General features: G+C 72.1%; 14 protein-coding genes. 7 read left to right on the top strand and 7 right to left on the bottom strand.

Features of this window, described 5'->3' with window-relative positions; all coding sequences use genetic code 11:
- Window positions 1–101: 101 nt before the first annotated feature.
- Window positions 102–1,103, bottom strand: coding sequence for a DUF1702 family protein (locus Vlu01_RS17900; RefSeq protein ID WP_204000869.1), 1,002 nt, complete (start codon window positions 1,101–1,103; stop codon window positions 102–104).
- Window positions 1,104–1,410: 307 nt separating this feature from the next.
- Between Vlu01_RS17900 and Vlu01_RS17895 the strand changes: the two genes are divergently transcribed.
- From Vlu01_RS17895 to Vlu01_RS17880, 4 genes are read left to right on the top strand one after another with little or no spacing between them, the layout of a single operon-like run.
- Window positions 1,411–2,238, top strand: a complete 828-nt coding sequence (locus Vlu01_RS17895; RefSeq protein ID WP_204000867.1) for a TIGR03084 family metal-binding protein — start codon at window positions 1,411–1,413, stop codon at window positions 2,236–2,238.
- Complete coding sequence (locus Vlu01_RS17890) at window positions 2,238–2,804, top strand: DUF5987 family protein (RefSeq protein ID WP_204000865.1); 567 nt, start codon at window positions 2,238–2,240, stop codon at window positions 2,802–2,804. Before Vlu01_RS17895 ends, Vlu01_RS17890 begins: the two co-directional genes overlap by 1 nt.
- Window positions 2,801–4,438: a GMC family oxidoreductase N-terminal domain-containing protein gene (locus tag Vlu01_RS17885; RefSeq protein WP_204000862.1), complete on the top strand. Its 1,638-nt coding sequence runs from the start codon at window positions 2,801–2,803 to the stop codon at window positions 4,436–4,438. Before Vlu01_RS17890 ends, Vlu01_RS17885 begins: the two co-directional genes overlap by 4 nt.
- A 28-nt stretch (window positions 4,439–4,466) precedes the next feature.
- Window positions 4,467–5,534: a carboxymuconolactone decarboxylase family protein gene (locus tag Vlu01_RS17880; protein WP_204000859.1), complete on the top strand. Its 1,068-nt coding sequence runs from the start codon at window positions 4,467–4,469 to the stop codon at window positions 5,532–5,534.
- 96 nt (window positions 5,535–5,630) lie between these two features.
- Here the strand turns inward: Vlu01_RS17880 and Vlu01_RS17875 are convergent, their stop codons facing one another.
- Window positions 5,631–6,875 (bottom strand): class I SAM-dependent methyltransferase, encoded by a 1,245-nt coding sequence (locus Vlu01_RS17875; RefSeq protein WP_275409369.1) that lies wholly within the window; start codon window positions 6,873–6,875, stop codon window positions 5,631–5,633.
- Window positions 6,876–7,288: 413 nt separating this feature from the next.
- On the opposite strand from Vlu01_RS17875, the gene Vlu01_RS17870 reads away from it, so the two are divergent.
- From Vlu01_RS17870 to Vlu01_RS17860, 3 genes are read left to right on the top strand one after another with little or no spacing between them, the layout of a single operon-like run.
- Window positions 7,289–8,620 (top strand): nucleotide sugar dehydrogenase, encoded by a 1,332-nt coding sequence (locus Vlu01_RS17870; protein WP_204000852.1) that lies wholly within the window; start codon window positions 7,289–7,291, stop codon window positions 8,618–8,620.
- Window positions 8,617–9,612, top strand: a complete 996-nt coding sequence (locus Vlu01_RS17865) for an NAD-dependent epimerase/dehydratase family protein (protein ID WP_204000849.1) — start codon at window positions 8,617–8,619, stop codon at window positions 9,610–9,612. The genes Vlu01_RS17870 and Vlu01_RS17865 overlap by 4 nt, the downstream gene beginning before the upstream one ends.
- Window positions 9,609–11,138 (top strand): 4-hydroxyphenylacetate 3-hydroxylase family protein, encoded by a 1,530-nt coding sequence (locus Vlu01_RS17860; protein ID WP_204000846.1) that lies wholly within the window; start codon window positions 9,609–9,611, stop codon window positions 11,136–11,138. Before Vlu01_RS17865 ends, Vlu01_RS17860 begins: the two co-directional genes overlap by 4 nt.
- A 29-nt stretch (window positions 11,139–11,167) precedes the next feature.
- Here Vlu01_RS17860 and ligA read toward each other — a convergent pair whose 3' ends face one another.
- The 5 genes from ligA to Vlu01_RS17835 form a co-directional block, all read right to left on the bottom strand.
- Window positions 11,168–13,288 (bottom strand): NAD-dependent DNA ligase LigA, encoded by a 2,121-nt coding sequence (ligA, locus tag Vlu01_RS17855; RefSeq protein WP_204000843.1) that lies wholly within the window; start codon window positions 13,286–13,288, stop codon window positions 11,168–11,170.
- 87 nt (window positions 13,289–13,375) lie between these two features.
- Window positions 13,376–14,794 carry a nucleotide disphospho-sugar-binding domain-containing protein gene (locus Vlu01_RS17850; protein ID WP_204000840.1) on the bottom strand — a complete coding sequence of 473 codons (1,419 nt, stop codon included), beginning with the start codon at window positions 14,792–14,794 and terminating at the stop codon, window positions 13,376–13,378.
- A 24-nt stretch (window positions 14,795–14,818) separates the two neighbouring features.
- Entirely contained in the window at window positions 14,819–15,574 is a 756-nt protein-coding gene (locus tag Vlu01_RS17845; RefSeq protein ID WP_204000837.1) for a class I SAM-dependent methyltransferase, read from the bottom strand.
- A gap of 101 nt (window positions 15,575–15,675) precedes the next feature.
- Window positions 15,676–17,088 carry a condensation domain-containing protein gene (locus tag Vlu01_RS17840; RefSeq protein WP_204000834.1) on the bottom strand — a complete coding sequence of 471 codons (1,413 nt, stop codon included), beginning with the start codon at window positions 17,086–17,088 and terminating at the stop codon, window positions 15,676–15,678.
- A complete protein-coding gene (locus Vlu01_RS17835) occupies window positions 17,075–18,619 on the bottom strand; it encodes a tryptophan 7-halogenase (RefSeq protein ID WP_239095966.1) in 1,545 nt (514 codons plus the stop codon). The genes Vlu01_RS17840 and Vlu01_RS17835 overlap by 14 nt, the downstream gene beginning before the upstream one ends.
- Window positions 18,620–18,633: the final 14 nt, after the last annotated feature.

Below are 18,633 nucleotides of genomic sequence, written 5' to 3'. Positions count from 1 at the left end.
ACCCCTCATATGGTCAGCGTCGACCGGACGGATCGGGGTCGTCCGTCCGATCCGCCTGCGCGACGTGGGTGACGGCGGGTCGACTACCCGCCATGGATGGGTCAGGACTCCGGCGTACCTGCCGGCTCACTGGTCAGGTGCGACCGGATCCGGCGGCGCCACATCTCGTACGGAGGATCGGCACGCCCGGCCGTCGGCCCATCGACCGCGACCTCGTCGGCCAGGGTCGACGCGGCGGCGACCGACAGGCCGGTCAGCACCGCGACGGTGTCCTCGGTGTGCGGCGGCACCGCACCGGAGAAGGTGCGGGCCCGGGCCGCGAAGACCGCCCCCTGGGCCAGGTGTGGCCGGTGCCCACCGGCGTGCCGGCGCAGCGTCACCAGGCCGGCCGGGTCGCACCCGCCGGCGAAGGTGGCCGCCAGGCCGGCACCGGCCCACAGGTCGGCCTGCCGCTCGCCGGCGAAGCGGCCGATCGCCGTCGCCACGTCGTCGGGTCGGGCACCGTGGATGAACCACAGGGCGCGGCCGACCCCCTGATCCACGGCCCGCAGAAAGTAGTCGGGCGCACCCGCCCACGGGTACGGACGCGGTCGTTCGCCCCTGCCGACCCAACGTTCGACGTCGAAGAAGGCCAGATCGAAGCCGTACCCGTCGACGGCGAGCCAGCTCATCGTCGGGTGGTAGGGCAGTCCGGACAGCTCCGGCAGGATCCGGCGCCAGGTCGCCCGTGGTAACCGCGCCATGGCGAACCCGATGCCGATGTAGTTGAGGAATACGTGTGGCCGCCCCGGCCCGAGGAGCAGATCGCGGGTGCGGCTGGTCCGGAACATCGACATCGCGTCCCGGATGGTGAAGGCCATCGTGGCGCCCTCGTACGCGAAGCCCTGCAGGTACGGGTCGACCAGCGCGAGGCGTTGTTCCGCCTCCGACAGGTTGCACGAGTCGATACCCCACTCGAATCCACACACGACCGCCTGCGGGATCGCCTCCAGATGCCTCGTCGCGGCCGAGGTGGTGGTCGGGAAACCCCGCACGACGAAGCCCACCTCCTGCCACGACGGAGCCAGGACGTGGCGACGTAGCGAACCGACGATGGTGGGCATCGCTCCCACTCTCCTACCGAGGTCGACTGATCACCGTCAGCTACCGACGGCGGTTCCATCGTCGGCTACCGGGGCGGGCGATTCTTCTTCCGCTGTGCCCAGTGCCCCCTCCCGAGCAGGCGACGACCGGAGCAGGGCAGCCACCGTGGCGGCCACGTCGCCGGGCAGAAGCGCACAGCGGGAGAGGACGCCGTCCGGCCGCGTCGGCAGGCTGAACCTCGCCACTGCCCCGACGCGTTCGCCCGCACGCCGCCGTGACGGCGGGCCCGCGGGGTGGACGGGGCCCCATCAACCGCGAAGGAACGAGATGGACGAGTCGAACGTGTTCGCCGATCTGGCGGACGACTGCGCGGAATTCGACCAGCTGCTGGACACGCTGGACCCCGACGACTGGGCTCGACCGACGCCGGCGGTTGGCTGGGAGATCCGGCACCAGGTCGCGCATCTGAGCGCGGTCTTCCGGATGGCGGCGATCGCCGCCTCCGACGCCGAGGCGTTCCGGGCGCTCACGGCGCAGCTCAGTGACGACTTCGACGCCAACGTGGCGGTGGCGCTGTCCCGCTATCTCGACGGCGGCACGGCGGCCCTGCGCGGACGCTGGCGCGAGGAGTGGACCACGGCGGTGGAGGCGCTCGCCGGGGTGCCGGCCGGCCAGGTCGTGCCCTGGCTCGTGCGGCCGCTGCCGGCCCCGGTCCTGGCCGCCGCCGGGATGATGGAGCTGTTCGCGCATGGTCAGGATGTCGCCGATGCCCTGGGCCGGGTGCCCGAGCGCACCGACCGGATCCGGCACGTGGTCGATTTCGCCGTCCGGACCTGGGACTTCGGCTACCTCAGTCGGGGCCTGACGCCCGTTGGGCAGGGCTTCCGGTTCGAGCTGACCGCACCTTCGGGCGAGGTCTGGGTGCACGGGCCGCCGGACGCCGAACTGATCGAGGGCCCCGCCGTCGACCTCTGTCTGCTGGTCACCCGGCGACGACACCGGGACGACCTCGCCCTGCGGGCGACCGGGGTCGACGCCGAGCACTGGCTGGACCTCGCCCAGGCCTACCGTGGCCCGGCGGGCCCGGGCCGCCGGCCGGGACAGTTCTCCGCGGGCGCGGCCATGGCACCGGGCGCCGCCGGGCGGGACCGGTGATGGCCGCCACTACGCCGGCCGATCCGGCGACCAGGGCGACGCTGGAGGCTTTCGCCGACACGATCATTCCGGGCGTCAAGCGGTCACCCGACGACCGGGCGATCGCGGGTGTCGAGGACGATCCGGGCGCGGTGCAGGCGGGTGCGCTGGAGGTGCTCGCGGATCCCGCGCTGGGGCTGGCAGAGGCGCTGGACGGGATGGCCGGCCTGCTCAACATGCACGCGCAGAACCACGCGCGGGCCGGGCAGCACATCCTGGATCCGGCGGTGCCACCGTTCGTCGCCCTCGACTTCGATACCCGCACCGCTCTGGTCCAGGAGCTGACCGACCCGTCACATCCGGAACGGGAGGTGTGGTTCGGCGTCGCCCTGTTCTGCACCATGGCCTTCGACAGCGCCCCGCATCTGCCCACCGCCGAGGCGCTCGCCCAGGGGCACCCCGGGCTGTCCCTGGTCGGCCTGCGCCGGCCGGACGCCGACGGGCTCTGGCGGTTCCCGCACTTCTCCTACCGGCGGCGGTTGGCCTCCGTCCACCCGCACACCACGGCGACGGGAAGCCCGGCATGACCAGCATCGAGCAGACCGACGTCGTCGTCGTGGGCAGCGGCTTCGGCGGCGCGATCCCGGCGTACCACCTCGCCGCCGGCGGGGCCCGGGTGGTGGTGCTGGAACGAGGCCCGTGGCTCGCCAGCCACGAGTTCCAGCACGACTTCCTCCTCGGCTCGTCGTACACCCGGATCTTCGACTTCACCGTCGGTGATGGGATGAGCGTGCTCGCCGGCAACTGCGTCGGCGGTGGCAGTGTCGTCTACTTCGCCACCATGCCGCGCGCCCCTCGGTTCGTCTTCGACCGCACCGGTGGTCTCGGCCGGCGGATGTGGCCTTCCTCGATCGACCGGGACACCCTGGACCCGTGGTACGACGTCGTCAGCGACGCGTTGCCGGTGACCGAGCAGACCTGGGACGACGTGCCGTTCGCCGGCGGCCTCTTCGCCGCCGCCTGCTCCCGCGCCGGGCGTACCGCCAACCCCGTCCCCTCGGCCATCGACAAAACTCTCTGCACGAACTGCAACTGGATGATGGCCGGTTGCCGGTTCGACGCCAAACGGTCGCTGCTGCTGAACTATCTGCCCGCCGCGCTCGCCCACGGCGCCCGGATCCGGCCCCTGCACGAGGTGCAGCGGCTGACCCGGACTCCGACGGGCGGATACCAGGTCCACTACGACGTCGTCGACGACACCGACTACCGCCTCACCCGGGGCACCGGCGTCATCGAGGCGAAGATCGTGGTGCTCGCCGCTGGGGCCGGCGCCACCCCGGTCATCCTGCAACGGTCGGCGGGAGCACTGGGCACGATGCCACCGGCCGTCGGCCGCTACTTCTCCGGCAACGGCGAGCGGCTGAACACCGCTGTGGTGGACGAGGCGCGGGCCCGCGATCTGCTCGGGCTCGACCGGGGCGACGGCACCGCGTACGAGGCGTACCAGATCGGGCGGGGTCCGTGCGTGGCCACCTGGGACAAGCTCGACGACTCGTTGCCCGAGTACAGCCGCTTCTCGCTGGAGCAGTTGTACTTCCCGCCCGGCCTGGGCACCGTCCTCGCCCAGGTGCCCGGCGCCACCGGTCCGACCTGGTTCGGCCGGGAGAAAAAGGAGATGCTGCGCCGGTGGCGTTCCTGGCTGACGGTCTTCACCATGAGCGAGGACGACAACGAGGGGGTCTTCGGCGCCCCACCACAGCGCGGCAACGCCGAGCGGATCGCCCAGCAGATGCTCGGCCGTGGTTCCCTGCGCTACGACCCGACCGAGAACACGCTGCGCGGCTGGGCCGAGTCCGACGCCGAGGTCCGGGACATCCTGGAACGCGACGGCCTGGCCCGGGTCAGGCCGTGGACCAACGACCAGGTGGGCGCCTACACCGTGCACCCGCTGTCGTCCTGCCGCATCGGCGACGACCCGGCGACCTCCGCCCTGGACGACCGCCACGAGTTGCGGGACCATCCAGGCATCTTCGTCACCGACGGCTCGGCGGTGCCGGGAGCGTTGACCGTCAACCCCGCCCTGACCATCGCCGCGTTGGCCGAACGCGCCGTACCCGGCCTGGTGCGCGCGGCCCAGCGGCGGGGCGTCGCCGTCAGCTACGGCGCGCCCAGTCCCGACGGCACCCGAACGAGGGCGCTGCCGCCGCCGCTGGCCGCGTGAGCGCGGAACGGTCGCCAGAGGAGACGCCATGGGCATCCTGCTCGCCCGGCTGACCAACCGGGTCACCCAGCGACACATCGAACACCTACGCCCTGTCCCGCCGCGGACCGCGCCCCCGCTGGTCCGCCAGGTCTACCGCCAGCTCGCCCGTGAGTTCGGTTTGCTCGCCCCGCCGATCACGCTGCATGCCGCCGCGCCACCGGTCCTCGGCGCCTGCTGGTTGATGCTGCGCGAGGCCCTGCTCTGCGACGGCCCGGTCGACCGGAACACCCGAGAGGCGGTCGCCGCCGCGGTCTCCCTGGCCAACCGCTGCCCGTACTGCGTCGAGGTGCACAGCAGCGCGCTGCGCGGGCTGCTCCGCGGCCCGGATTCCGCTGCGGTGGCCGACGACCGGATCTCCGAGATAGCCGAGCCCCGGCTGCGGGAGATCGCCGCGTTCTTCCGGCACGGTGGCGACGTCCCACCCGTTTCCACGGCCCGGCTCGACCCCACCGAGCTGGCCCACCTGATCGGCGTGGCGGTTCTCTTCCACTACCTCAACCGCATGGTGAACGTCTTCGTCGCGCCCTCGCCACTGCCGGCCGTGCCTTCACCGGCGCTCGGCGCGGTCCGCTGGCTGGCCGCGCTCATGATGGGCCGGCTGGCCCGCCGTGGCGGTGCCCCGGGGCGGCAGCTGGACCTGCTGCCGCCGGCGGACCCGCCGCCGGACCTCAGCTGGGCGCGGCCGGCTCCCACACTGCACAGCGCCTTCGCCCGGGCGTACGGAGCCATCGACGGTGCCGCCGAGTCGGCGGTTCCCTCGTCCGTCCGTCGGCTGCTGCCCGAATTGCTGGCCGGGCCGCGGGCGCTCACCGACCCCGGTGAGGTGGAGGCGGCGCTCGACGGGCTCCCGGTGCGGGACCGGAGTGCCGGGCGGCTCGCGCTGACCATTGCGTTCTTCTCGTACCGGGTCACCGACTCGATGGTGGCGAGCTACCGGCGGTACGACCCGGCCGACCGCCGCCTGCTGGAGCTGGCCGCCTGGGCCAGTCTCACCGCGGCGCGGGTGGCTGGCCCAGGGCTGCACTCGGCATGGCACAACCCGACCTCGGCATAGAGTCGGGCGCCGTCCGCCGTGGACCGGCGGCTCATGGCGGAGGACGAACGTGGCGGCCCGGGTACCCGGGCCGCCACGTCGGTGTCGGGGGTGTACTCACACGATGCGCACGTGTGGGACGTAGAGGATCCAGCGTCCGCCCTGAGCCACGAAGTGACGCTCCTTGGCCATGATCTCCTCAGCGTGGTTCCAGGCGAAGAGCAGGGCGTAGTCGGGGTACGGATCCGCGAACGCCGCGTGCGGGCGCACCGGGATGTGCATCCCCGGTGAGAGCCGGCCCTGCTTCTCCGGGGTGGTGTCGCAGATGAACGGCACCAGGTCGGGCCCGATGCCGCAGAAGTTGGTGACTGTCGCGCTCTTGGAGGTGGCGCCGTAGCCGACCACCCGTCGCCCGGCGTCACGCAGGTCGGTCAGTAAGGCGACCAGGTCGGCGCCGACGCGTTCGATCTGCCGGGCGAATCGGAGGTACGTGTCGTACTCGCCGATCGCGGTGCGCGCCTCCTCCTCGATCATCCGGTCCACGCTGTCGCGGCGAGGGCGGGCACCGGGCCGCGCGACGGTGAAGCGCAGCGAGCCGCCGTGGATCGGGATCCGTGCCACGTCGACCAGCTCGAAGCCGAATCGGGCCACCATCGCGTCCACCGCGCGCACCGAGAACAGGTAGAAGTGCTCGTCGTAGATCTGGTCGAAGTACGCGTACTCCACGATGTCGGCGACGTACCGGTCCTCGAACACGAAGATCCCGTCCGGCGTGAGAAGTCGGTCGACCCCCCGGAACACGGTGCCGATGTCGGCGACGTGGCTGATGGTGTTGGCCGAGAACACGACCCTGGCCGGCCCCCGCTCGGCGCGGATCGTCGCGGCGGAGATTTCGTCGAAGAAGTCGACCTGAACCTCGGCGCCCCGGGCCATGGCCGCGTGCGCGGCGCCGGCCGACGGGTCCACGCCGAGGTGCCGGATACCCGACGCGCCGAGCACACCGAGCATGACCCCGTCGTTGCAGCCGATCTCGACGACCAGGTCGGCGCGGTCGGTGAGTTCGGTGTCGCGCAGCCAGTCGGCCACCGCCTCGAAGTGCCGGCGCAGGCCGTCCGAGGTGGACGAGCGGTAGGGATAGTCGGCACGGAACATGCGGTCGGTCGGCATCGCCTCCAACTGCTGGACCATCGTGCAGTCGGCACAGATGCCGACCGCCAGCCGGAAGAATCGCTCCGCGCCGGTCTCGTCCGGCCGGGGAAAGGCGTTGGAGGCCGGTTGCCGGCCAAGATCCATCCATTCGCGCACCGGGCCGGCACAGAGCCGGCAGGTTGGGGCGACTGACACCAGCTCGGGGTCATTCACGTCGTCGTACTCCTTCCGCCGACCGTCATCGTCGCCAGTACCGACCGGCCGGGGCACATCCGAGATTGCTCGACCCGGGTCGGCTCGGCAGCCGCATCCGGGCGTCCCCGACGACCGGTCTGGGTGGGCATGCAGGGAGATGCCGTGCCCGCCGATCGGCGACAGGATCTGTGGCATCGGGAAACGAACCCAGCTCAGCCCAGCTCACCGTTGACCGGCTGCCGGCGGCTGGCGATCCCGAACACCCTCCCGGTCCGACGCTGCGGCAACAGCGTCGGACCGGGAGTTGATCTGTGTGACGAGGGTGAGGGAACACGCATGTCCAATGCCACACCGCGGGTGGGCCCGGCGGCTCCACCGCGCCGGGTGCGGACCGAATCCGGGCACACCACAGGCCGGACGGGAGGAGCGGCGTGACCGAACCACCCGTGGTCGCGGTCGTCGGCATGGGCTACGTCGGATCGTGTGTCGCCGCGACCCTCGCCGATCGGGGCCTCTCCGTCGTCGGCGTGGACACCGACGCCGCCCTGGTGGAACAGCTCAACCGTGGCACCACACCGCTCAAGGAACCAGGCCTGACCGATCTGATCGCCACCGAGGTCGGCCGTGGTCGGCTCCGCGCGACCACGGCCGAGCGGGCCTGCGCCAGCGCCGACGTCGTCCTGCTCACCGTCGCCACCCCGGTCCGGCAGGACGGGTCACTGGCCGACGAACACCTCCGGGCGGCCTGTACGGCGTTGTGCGCGAACCTGCGCTCCGGGCACCTGGTGATCCTCAAGAGCACCGTGCCCCCCGGCACCACCAGGGACCTCGTCCGCCCGCTGTTGGAGGCGAGCGGCCTACGGGCCGGCACGGACTTCGCGCTGGCCTACGCGCCGGAGCGGCTCGCCGAGGGTACGGCGCTGCACGACCTGCGTACGCTGCCGGTGGTCGTCGGGGGTTTCGACCCTTACAGCACGCGGCTCGCCGCGGACTTCCTGCACAGCTCGCTCGGCACGCCGACACTGCCTCAGCAGTCGCTCGAGGCCGCGGAGATCGTCAAGCTGGCCGACAACTGGTGGATCGACCTGAACATCGCCCTGGCCAACGAGCTGGCGATGTTCTGCGATCTGTACGGGGTCGACGTGCTGGACGTGATCACCGCCGCGAACGCGATCCCGAAGGGCGACGGCCACGTCAACATCCTGCGGCCGAGCGTCGGCGTCGGCGGCTCCTGCCTGACCAAGGACCCCTGGATGGTGTGGCAGTCCGCCCGCCGGCACGGGCTGGAGATCACCACCGCGGCAGCCGGCCGCGAGGTCAACCAGCGGATGCCCGGTTACACCGCCCGGCTGATCCTCGACGACCTGGCCACCCGTGGGGTGCCCCCGGCCGAGGCGACGGTGGCGGTGCTCGGTCTGGCGTTCAAGAACGACACCGGCGACCTGCGGGCGACCCCGACCGAGCCGGTGGTGGCGGCGCTGCGCGCGACCGGCGTCCGGGTCCGGGTACACGACCCGCTTGTCGATCCGGTACACGCCCACCAGACCTTCGGCCTGCCGGTCACGGCCACCGTCGAGGAGGCGGTGCGGGGTGCCCACTGTGTCGCCCTGCTGGCCATGCACCGCGAGTTCCAGGCTCTCGACTTCGCCCGGCTGCCGGTCGCCGAGTCCTGCCTGGTCCTCGACGGACGTGCGTATCTGTCCAAGGAGAAGATCGCGATGCTGGAACGCCTGGGTTACACCTACCGCGGGATCGGCCGGTGAGCGGCCCCCGCGTGGTCGTCACCGGCGGCCACGGGTTCGTCGGCAGCCACCTCGCCGAACGCCTGGTCATGGCCGGGGCGCAGGTGACCGTGCTCGACAGCGGCGACCCTCCGGCGCACCTCAACCTGCTGCGCCGGCACGCCCGGCACGTACGCGGTGACGTGCGGGACCCGGACCGGCTGGCCAAGGTGATCACGCGGGGCGTGCAGGTGGTCTACCATCTGGCCGCGGCCGTGGGCGTCGACATGTACCTGGACCGTCCGTTGGAGGTCATCGACGTCAACTTCGTCGGAACGCAACGGGTGCTGGAGCGCGCCTCCGAGGTCGACGCGCGGGTGGTCGTCGCCAGCACCAGCGAGATCTTCGGCAAGAACCCGGCGGTGCCCTGGCGTGAGGACGCCGACCGGGTGCTCGGCCCGACCAGCGCCCAGCGGTGGAGCTACTCCAGCAGCAAGGCGCTCGCCGAGCACCTCACCTTCGGGTTCGTGCAGCAGCACGGCCTGGCCGCCGGCGTGGTCCGCTACTTCAACGTCTACGGCCCCCGCCAACGCCCGGCGTACGTGATCAGCCGCAGCGTGCACCGGGTGCTGAACGGCCGTCCGCCGATCGTCTACGACGACGGCAACCAGACGCGCAGCTTCACCTACGTGGCCGACGCGGTCGAGGGCACCATCCTCGCCGGGGCCAGCGCGCAGGCCATCGGCAAGGCGATCAACATCGGGCACACCCACGAGACCACCGTCGCCGACGCGGTCGCGCTGGTCACCGCCGTGTCCGGAACTCGTGACGGCGCGGTCGCGGTCGACACCGCCGAGCGGCTCGGCGCGAGCTACCAGGATCTGCCGCGGCGGATCCCCGACACCAGCCGCGCCCGGCTGCTGCTCGGGTGGAGCGCGCGGACCGGCCTGCCGGAGGGGCTTGACCGCACCGTCTCCTGGGCGCGGGCCAACCCCTGGTGGTTGGCCCTGCCGGACAGCGGTGCCGGCCGATGAGCCCGGCGACCCGGCCGCTGACCGGCGACGAGTACGTCGAGACGCTCCGCGACGGTCGGGCGGTCTACCTGTACGGCGAGCGGATTCGGGACGTGACCCGTCACCCCGCCTTCCACAACCCGATCCGGATGACCGCCCGGCTCTACGACGCGCTGCACTCCGACGAGCACCGATCGGTGCTCACCACCGCCTGTGACGCCCCCGGCAGCGAGGGCTACACGCACCGGTTCTTCACCACCCCACGCAGCGCCGAGGACCTGGTCGCCGCCGAGCGGGCCATCGCCGCCTGGGCCCGGATGAGCTACGGCTGGCTGGGGCGCAGCCCGGACTACAAGGCGTCCTTCCTCGGCACGCTGGGCGCCAACGCCGACTTCTACCAGCCCTTCGCCGACAACGCGCGCCACTGGTACCGGGTGTCACAGGAGCGGGTGCTCTACTGGAGCCACGCCATCGTGCACCCGCCGGTGGACCGGTCGCGCCGACCCGACCAGGTCGCGGACGTGTTCGTCCGGGTGGAACGGGAGACCGACGCCGGGCTCGTGGTGAGCGGCGCGAAGGTGGTGGCGACCGGGGCCGCCCTGACCCACCACACGTTCGTCGCCCACTACGGCCTTCCCGTGGCCCGGCGCGAGTTCGCGCTGGTCGCGGCCGTGCCAACGGACGCGCCGGGGGTACGGCTGATCTGTCGTCCCTCGTACGCGGCCACCGCGAACGTGATGGGCAGCCCGTTCGACTACCCGCTGTCGTCCCGGTTGGACGAGAACGACACGATCCTGGTGCTCGACAAGGTCCTCATCCCGTGGGAGAACGTCTTCGTCTACGGCGACCTGGCCAAGGTTCAGACCTTTGCCGGCCGCTCGGGATTCACCGAACGGTTCACCTTCCACGGCTGCGTACGCCTCGCGGTGAAGCTGGAGTTCCTGGCCGGCCTGCTGGCCAAGGCACTGGAGACGACGGGCACCGCCGACTTCCGGGGCGTGCAGAGCCGGCTGGGTGAGGTGTTGGCGTGGCGCAACATGTTCCAGGGGCTGGCGGGCGCCGCTGCCCGCGATCCGGTGCCGTGGCACGACGGCTCCGTGCTGCCCAATCCGCGGTACGGAGCGGCGTATCGGTGGTTCATGCAGGTGGGCTATCCGCGGGTACGGGAGATCGTGCTGCAGGACGTGGCCAGCGGCCTCATCTACGTGAACTCCGGCGTCGAGGACTTCGCGAATGCCGAGATCCGCCCGTACCTCGACCGATATCTGCGCGGTTCGCAGGGCATCGAGGCAGTCGAGCGGGTGAAGGTGATGAAGCTGCTGTGGGACGCCGTCGGGTCGGAGTTCGGCGGCCGGCACGAGCTGTACGAGCGCAACTACGCCGGCAACCACGAGAACACCCGGGTCGAGCTGCTCTCGGCGGCGATCGCCGACGGTGACCTGGCCGGGTGCAAGGCCCTCGTCGACACGTGCCTGGCCGAGTACGACCTGACCGGCTGGCGGGTCCCCGACCTGTCCTGCTACGAGGGCCCGCGCCCGCCGCACTGAACCACCGCACAGCCGAGCGCGAGAAGCCCTCAGTCGTCGACCAGGAGCGCGGCCGCCGCGGCGTCCCCGGCGTCATGAGCGGCGACCAGGGCGGCGAAGCGCTCGGCCGGCATGATCCGGACACCGAGAGTGGCCGCCTTGTCGGCCTTGCCCCCTGCTCCCTCGCCGACCACCACCAGGTCGGTGCGAGCGGAGACCGACCCGGAGGCGCTGCCTCCCAGCCGTTCCACCGCCTCGTTGCCCTCGGTACGGCTCAGCCCCGGCACGGCGCCGGTCACCACCACCCGCATCGGGGTGCCGTCGGGCCGGCGCAGCAGCCCACCGGTCGCGCCGACCGGGGCGGGTCCGGTTCCGGTATCCGCCGGTGGCGTGGCGGCCGGCTCGACCAGGTTGACCCCGCGCGCGGCTAGCCGGTCGATCAGCGGGGTCAGCTCCACGAGGTCGGCGACGATGGTGGCGGCCCGCTCCGGACCGATCCCGTCCACCTGCTGCAACTCGTCCACGCCGGCGTCGAGCAGGGCCCGCATCGTGCCGAAGTGCCGGGCCATCCGCCGTGACAGGGCCCGCCCGGTCATCCGTACGCCGAGCCCGATGAGCACCCGCGACAACGGGCGGCGGGCCGATGCCTGGATGCTGGCGACGAGCTTGGTCGCCGAGACCTCGCCCATCCGTTCCAGGGCCACCAGCCGTGCTGCGTCGAGGTCGTACAGATCGGCCGGGTCGGTGACCATCCCGGCGGCCACCAGCGATTGGATGATCTTGCCGCCGAGCCCGTCGATGTCCATCGCGTCGCGGGTGACGAAGTGCGTCAACGCCTCGTGGGCGCCGCAGGCCCGGCCCGCCGCGCACCGCCACCGCTTCTGCGAGCGGTCCAGCGGGCCGTCACACCGCGGGCAGGTCACCGGCGGCTGGTACGGCGTGGAGGCCGGATCACGGCGGTCGAGCATCGCCCCGGTGATCTCCGGAATGACGTCGCCGGCACGCCGGACGAAGACGATGTCGCCCGCCCGGACGTTGCGCCGGGCCAGGTCCTCGAAGTTGTGGAGCGTCGCCGAGGTGACGGTGACGCCGCTGATCTGCACCGGCTCCAGCACCGCCACCGGCGTGACCACACCGGTCCGGCCGATCTGCACCTCGATGCCGAGCAGCGTGGTGGTGCGGGTGTCCGCGGGAAACTTGCAGGCGATGCCCCACCGCGGTGCCCGACTCGACGACCCGGCCAGCTCCCGGTCCCGTGGCCGGTCCGCCTTGACCACCGCGCCGTCGACGCCGTACCCGAGGGCGCCGCGCGCGACCCTCAGCGACTCGACCGCCGCGACCGCCTCGTCGATGGTGGCGCAGACGGTCATGCCGCCGGTGTCCGCGGTGGAGGTGACTCCGAGTTCCGCGAGGGCGGCCATCTCCACCGAGTGCGGCGGCGGGCCGTCGGCCGCCGTGCTGACCGCGCCGCGCACGTCGTAGGCGATGAAGGACAGCGGTGCGTCGTAGGCACGGCCCTCGGCGCGAAGCGTGCCGGCGGCGGCGCTGCGCGGATGCGCAAAGGGAGGTTCGCCGTGCCCGGTGCGCAGTTCGTTGGCCACGACGAAGTCCGCGTCGGTCATGAAGACCTCACCGCGGATCTCGACGGTCAACGGCCGGTCGAGCTGCCCGGGCAGGCCGGCGGCACGCCGGGCCTGAGCGGTCACATCCTCACCCGCCCGCCCGTCTCCCCGGGTGGCTACCCGGGTCAGGCGACCGTCGACGTACCACGCCGCGATCGCCAGGCCGTCAATCTTCGGCTCGACGACGAGCGCGTCGGCCGGGCGGTTGAGCAGCCGCTCCAGTCGGCCCGCCCAGCGCCGCAGCTGCTCCTCGCCGAAGACGTTGTCCAGGCCGAGCATCGGCTCGCTGTGCTCGATCTCGCCGCCGGCCGCGACACCCGCGGCCACCAGCTCGGTCGGCGAGTCCACCGGCTTCCACCTCGGCTCGCGGGCCTCGGTGGCGGCGATCCGGGCCAGCAGGGCGTCGTAGGCGGCGTCGTCCATCAGCAGATCACTGCCGTTGTGGTACGTGGCGGCGGCGGCCCGGGCGGCGGCGAGGGCGTCAGTGTAGGCGGAGCGCTCGCTGAAGGGGGTGGCCTGCTCGGCGTCCACGATCGGGGGGTCGGTCATGGTGTGCGGCTGCCTCCTGCGTCGGCCATCGGCCCGCCCCGATGGCGACGAGCGTCCACCGGGCGGGCCGAAGAGAGCGGCGATTTTCTACCGTCGGTTCCGGGCGTCCCCGGCAAGGCTCTCGAGGACCGGCACGACGTCGTTCGGGCTGGGCATGGCCCGCCAGACATCATAGATCGCCTCGGCGCCCCGCCGGTAGGACGCGTCGTCGAGCACGGTCCGGATCGCCTCGCGCAGCTCCGTCACCGACTGCGTCTGGTGGTCCAGCCGCACGCCTGCGCCCCGGGAGACGACGTAGTTGGCGACCGGGGTCGCCTCGAGCTTCTTGGCCGGCATCACCCAGCGCACGGCAGGCCGTTGCTCTCGGGCGTCCAGCTCGCGTACGCCGTACTCGACGCCGGAGCGGTAGATGCCGGTCTCTTCGGTCGACTCCTCCGAGACGTCCTCCTCCATCCGCAGCATGATCGATTCCCGGGTGTCGCAGACGAGCTGCGGCACCCGCGCGGCGACGGCCGCCTGGAAGGTACCCAGACCACCGTGGTGGATGACCGCCGCGCAGGTCGGCAGGATCAGGTTGAGCGGCAGGTAGTCCAGCGTGCGCACGTTCGGGGGTGGGATGCGTCCGTCCAACTGCACGTCGTTGAGGGTGGCGACAACGTCGACGTCGAGGTCGGCCAGGGCCTCCAGCAGCATCGGGGTGCGGTTCCAGTCGCCCCGGATGAAACGTCGGTAGGACTCGCCGAGGGTCAGGCAGATCCTCGGCCGCTCAGCCGGCTCCCGCAGCCAGTCCGGTACCGGGGCCGCACCGTTGTACGGCACGTACCGCAGGGGCACCTTGCGGGTCCGGGTCGGTAGCTCCAGTCCGGGCGGCGCGGTGTCCAGGGTCCACTGCCCGACCAGCAGTTCGTCGTCGAGCTCCACGCCGTACCGGTCGGCGAGCGGACGCACCAGCGTGGCCAGTGGATTCTCGTCGAGACCGGCCGCGACGAGAGCGTCCCGGCCGGCGGCGAGACGGTCGAGGCTCCAGCTCGCCGGGTCGTAGGCGAACACGAGCCGCGCGTGCGCCGCCCCGCTGACCCGGGCCGCGATGGCGCCGGCCGCCTGGGTGAGATCCCAGATCACCAGATCCGGTCGCCAGGCGCGGGCGAAGTCGATGAGAGCGGCGGCCTCCGGGCGGTCCGGGCGCAGGTAGTCCGCGGTGGGGGTCAGCAGGTACTGGAAGAAGAGGTACCAGTACTCGCGCTCCTCCGGGCCGAGGCCGAGCACTTCGGCGTACCGCTCCGCCTCCAGGTGCCCCTTCGGCTCCAGCGGGTCGTCGCTGATCCGGGCCGCCCAGGCCGCGTCACCCAACGGCACCGGGGTCAGCCCGGTGGCGGCGATCTGGTCGCTGAAGGCAGCCGGGGAAGCCAGCCGCACCTCATGGCCGGCGCTCTGCAGCGCCCAGGCCGTGGGCACCATGGGGTACAGGTGGGCGATCGACGGGTCGATGGCGAACAGGACGCGCATGTCTCTCCCTCGCTAGCGGTCGGGTCAGAACGTGGGAACGGGGGACGGCTCGGTGCCGGGACGGCCCGCTGGTCGGCGTACGCCCACCAGCAGGGGCCGTCCGGTGAGGCCGGTGGGGAGGAAGTCGGCGGCGCATCCCGCCGCCGCCAGCGCGTTCAGGTGTTCGCGCCGGCCGAACGCGTGCAGCGTCCGGCTATCCGCGGCATGCCGGACGCCGTCACCCTCAGCCAACAGGACGTGCCGTTCGAGGCGGTGTGCGCCGTCGCGGGGTGCGCCCCGCGACACCCGCGCGAGCGTGCGGCCGTCGTCACCACGGCTCAGTTCGTCGCTGGCCGTGCGCCGGATCGCCACGTCGGGCATCCAGAACGGGGCGAGCAGCAGAAGCCCTCCGGTGTCCAGCAGCTCGGCCAGGTTCCGCAGCACCTCGCGGTAGCCGGCGAGCGGAAGCTCGGCCAGCCCGTCGTACAGGCAGGCCACGACGTCGTAGCGGCGGCCCAGGTCGAGCCCGCCCAGGCGCGCCTGGTGGATCGTGGTACCGGGCGACGAGCGTCGGGCTACGCGCGCCGTCGCGTCGTCGGCAACGACGCCCTCGACGAGGCTGATGCGCTGGCCCAGCACCCGCAACCGCTCGCCCGCGCCGCACCCCACCTCGATCAACGAGCTGGCCTGTGGGTGGCGGGCCAGGATGATGCGCAGCATGGTCTGGGCCTCGGCCAGGAGGTCGCGGCTGTCGTCGGCCTGGAGCAGGTCGTGGTATGTGGACTCCGCCTCCACGGGCATCGTCACCTCCGGTCGGGTCGGTCCGGTACGCCTCGCGAACAGCGAGGCGTACCGGCGCGTGGTGGTCTCGCCCTCGGTGCGGGCATGACCGGCGCTGCCGCTCAGGCGGGCAGCGCGCGGTCCAGGGTGTCGCGGTAGTTGTCGGCCAGGCCGGCCATCGTGGCGGCGCGGAACTGGCTGCGGCGGTAGCCGATGCTGCCGACGATGCCGCCGGCGGCGTCGAACTCGACCGCCCAGAGCGCGCCGTCCGGGATCTGCGAGCCAATCTCCTGCGACCGCAGTCGCCGCCGCAGGGCCCGGTAGGTCAGGTCGCCGATGCGCTCGTCGATGGTCATGAACGGGGACTGGACCAGTTGGAACACGCAGGACGCGTGTTCCTCGCCGGCCGCCGCACCCATCAGGGCGGGTGCCACGGTCAGCAGGTCGACGAAGGGAATCTCGTGGCGGTAGGCCGCCACGCAGGTGGCTCTGACCCGGTCCACCAGGTCGGCGAAGCGGTCACCCGGCGGCGTGGCGACCCGCAGCGGCAGCAGGTTGAAGAACGAGCCGACCATGTCGAGCGTCCACGCCGGACGGCGTCCGGGGGTGAAGGTCGGCATGACCACCTCGTCGAGCCCGGTGGCGTCGGCGAGTTGCCGCAGGTACGCCGCCGCCAGCACCATGAAGGGGGTGCAGCGCCGGTCGGCCGCGTACGCCTGCACCCGGCGACGCAGGTCGTCGTCGTACCCGAAGCGGTACCACCCGGTGCCGTCGGACTGTTGCCGCCCGCGGGGCCAGTCCAACGGTATCGGTGTGACCACCGCCCCAGCCAGGTGGTCGCGCCAGTACCTGCGGGCGGTGGCGGCGGCGGGAGCGTCGGCCGCCTGCCGCTGCCACCGCACGTAGTCCTGATACTGGCGCACCTCGGGCAGCTCGGGAGAGCGGCCGGAGCGTCGCGCGCGGTAGCAGAGCGCCAGGTCGCGCAGGACCACCTGGATCGACCAGCCGTCGACAGCGGTGTGGTGAGCGGCGAGCACGAGTACGGCGTCCGCACGGTCGAACCGCCCCAGGTACGCCCGCAGGCTGGGGCGCTGCGTCATCGGTACCGGCCGGGACTCCACCTCGTTGAGCAGGATCTCCGCGTCCCGATCCCGGTCCGTGCCGGTGCTCGGCAGCGCCTCGACGTCCAGGCTCGGCTCCTCGGGCGGGCGGACCAGCTGGTGCGGATCACGGGGCTCCCGGACGATCGACGTCCGCAGCGACTCGTGCCGCGCGACGACGTCGGCGAGGGCGGTCCGCAGCACCGCGACATCGAGCGGTCCGGTGATCCGCCACCCGCCGACGATGGTGTAGCGCGGGCCGAAGGGTCCGGATCCGTCGCCGCTGTCGACCAGACGGAGGAACTCCTGTTGCCGGGAGAGCGCGAACCGCCGCGCCGGCCCGGAGAGCGGGTCGGGTCGTTGCGCGCCGGGGGTCGGAGGATCCTCCGGAAGGGTCCACAACGACGGCGTCGGGCCGGGCTCATTCCGCGTCATGCCCCGCCTCACGAGGTGCCGGCGCACCGGCCGTCGCCGGAGGCTCGGGTCTGCGCCACCGCATCCCGTCGGCCGACGGGACGAGCCCGCCCGGACGGATCGGGCGTTGGTCGTCGACGTTGCCACCCAGCGCCGCCTGGGTCTGCATCCGGACCCCCTCCTTGAGGACGTCCTTGAGCAGTGCGGCACCCAGCAGGTCACGGTCCTCCCCCGGTACGGCGACGGGGCTCTGCACGACGTCGGTCAGCTCCTGGAACGCCTCCTTGCGATCGCGCAGGTATGCGTCGGGGTCGAGGAGCGCGCCCTCGCCCGAACCTCCGCCACCGACGAGCCGCACGAAGGACTGCACCGCACTGGCGACACCGTCGTCGTTGAGGCGCTTGGCGGCCCAGAAGTACGAGTCCTCGTCCTGATGGGTGTCGTAGAAGGCGACGAGGAAGTCGTGGAACAGGGCGTACTCGCGGCGGTAGCGCGTCTCGAACTCCTGGAGGACACTCGGCTCGTCCAGCTCTGCGGCCAGACAGCTGTTGATCGACCGAGCGGCGAGCAGGGCGCTGAACGTGGCCAGGTGCACGCCGGAGGAGAAGACCGGATCGATGAAGCAGGCCGCGTCGCCGACCAGCAGCATGCCGGGTCGGGTGAAGGTGTCATGGAGGTACGAGTAGTCCTTGCGGACCCGCACCTCGCCGTACGGTCCGTCGGTCACCCGGGTCGCCTCGGCCAGGTACTCGGCGATCAGCGGGCACTCGCTGACCAGCTGGCGCAGCACTGTCTCCCGGTCGCCCTCCCGGACCCGGTCCAGCGCCTCCGGCCGCAGGACGGCGCCGACGCTGGTGAGGGTGTCGCTGAGCGGGATGTACCAGAACCAGCCGCTGGGGAAGGCGACGGCGAGGATGTTGCCGCTGTTGGGCTCGGGGAGCCGCTTACCGCCCTCGAAGTAGCCGAACAGGGCGAGATTGCGGAAGAAGTCCGAGTAGTGCCGCGTGCCCCCGATCCGGTGGTGGATGCGGCTGCGGTGACCGGACGCGTCCACCACATACCGGCTGCGCAGTTCCCGGCGTACACCGTCCTCGTCGTCGAAGCGGACGCCGCACACCCGCTCCCCCTCCTCCAGCACGTCGACCACCGCGCACCGCTCGCGTACCGTCACGCCCTTGCGCCGGGCGTTGTCGAGCAGGATCTGGTCGAACTTCATCCGCTCGACCTGGTACGCGGTCGCGCCCTCACTGGCGAAGCGGGGTGAGATCGCGAAGGCGAACGTCCACGGCTCCGGGTTGCTGCCCCAACGGAACGTGCCGCCTCGTTTGACGGGGAAGCCGGCTCGGGCCAGGTCGTCCGTGACGCCGGTCAACCGGCACACGCCGTGGATGGTCGAGGGCAGCAGCGACTCCCCGATCTGATACCGGGGAAATGTCTCCCGCTCCAGCAGCAGGACCCGGTGCCCCTGCATCGCCACCAGGGTGGCGACCGTCGAGCCGCCCGGTCCGCCGCCGACCACGATCAGGTCGTAGTCGAATTCGTCGTCGGTCACGTCATGTCCTCCAG

This window comes from Micromonospora lutea (assembly GCF_016863535.1).
GTDB lineage: Bacteria > Actinomycetota > Actinomycetes > Mycobacteriales > Micromonosporaceae > Micromonospora > Micromonospora lutea.
This window is presented reverse-complemented; position numbering and strand designations above follow the sequence as displayed.

Bases quoted from the DNA above. Each gene is read 5' to 3' on its own strand.
- Vlu01_RS17845 (WP_204000837.1), bottom strand. From the start codon at position 15,574: ATGCCCGTGGAGGCGGAGTCCACATACCACGACCTGCTCCAGGCCGAC.
- ligA (WP_204000843.1), bottom strand. From the start codon at position 13,288: ATGACCGACCCCCCGATCGTGGACGCCGAGCAGGCCACCCCCTTCAGC.
- Vlu01_RS17895 (WP_204000867.1), top strand. From the start codon at position 1,411: ATGGACGAGTCGAACGTGTTCGCCGATCTGGCGGACGACTGCGCGGAA.
- Vlu01_RS17880 (WP_204000859.1), top strand. From the start codon at position 4,467: ATGGGCATCCTGCTCGCCCGGCTGACCAACCGGGTCACCCAGCGACAC.
- Vlu01_RS17840 (WP_204000834.1), bottom strand. From the start codon at position 17,088: ATGACGCGGAATGAGCCCGGCCCGACGCCGTCGTTGTGGACCCTTCCG.
- Vlu01_RS17860 (WP_204000846.1), top strand. From the start codon at position 9,609: ATGAGCCCGGCGACCCGGCCGCTGACCGGCGACGAGTACGTCGAGACG.
- Vlu01_RS17885 (WP_204000862.1), top strand. From the start codon at position 2,801: ATGACCAGCATCGAGCAGACCGACGTCGTCGTCGTGGGCAGCGGCTTC.
- Vlu01_RS17890 (WP_204000865.1), top strand. From the start codon at position 2,238: ATGGCCGCCACTACGCCGGCCGATCCGGCGACCAGGGCGACGCTGGAG.
- Vlu01_RS17900 (WP_204000869.1), bottom strand. From the start codon at position 1,103: ATGCCCACCATCGTCGGTTCGCTACGTCGCCACGTCCTGGCTCCGTCG.
- Vlu01_RS17850 (WP_204000840.1), bottom strand. From the start codon at position 14,794: ATGCGCGTCCTGTTCGCCATCGACCCGTCGATCGCCCACCTGTACCCC.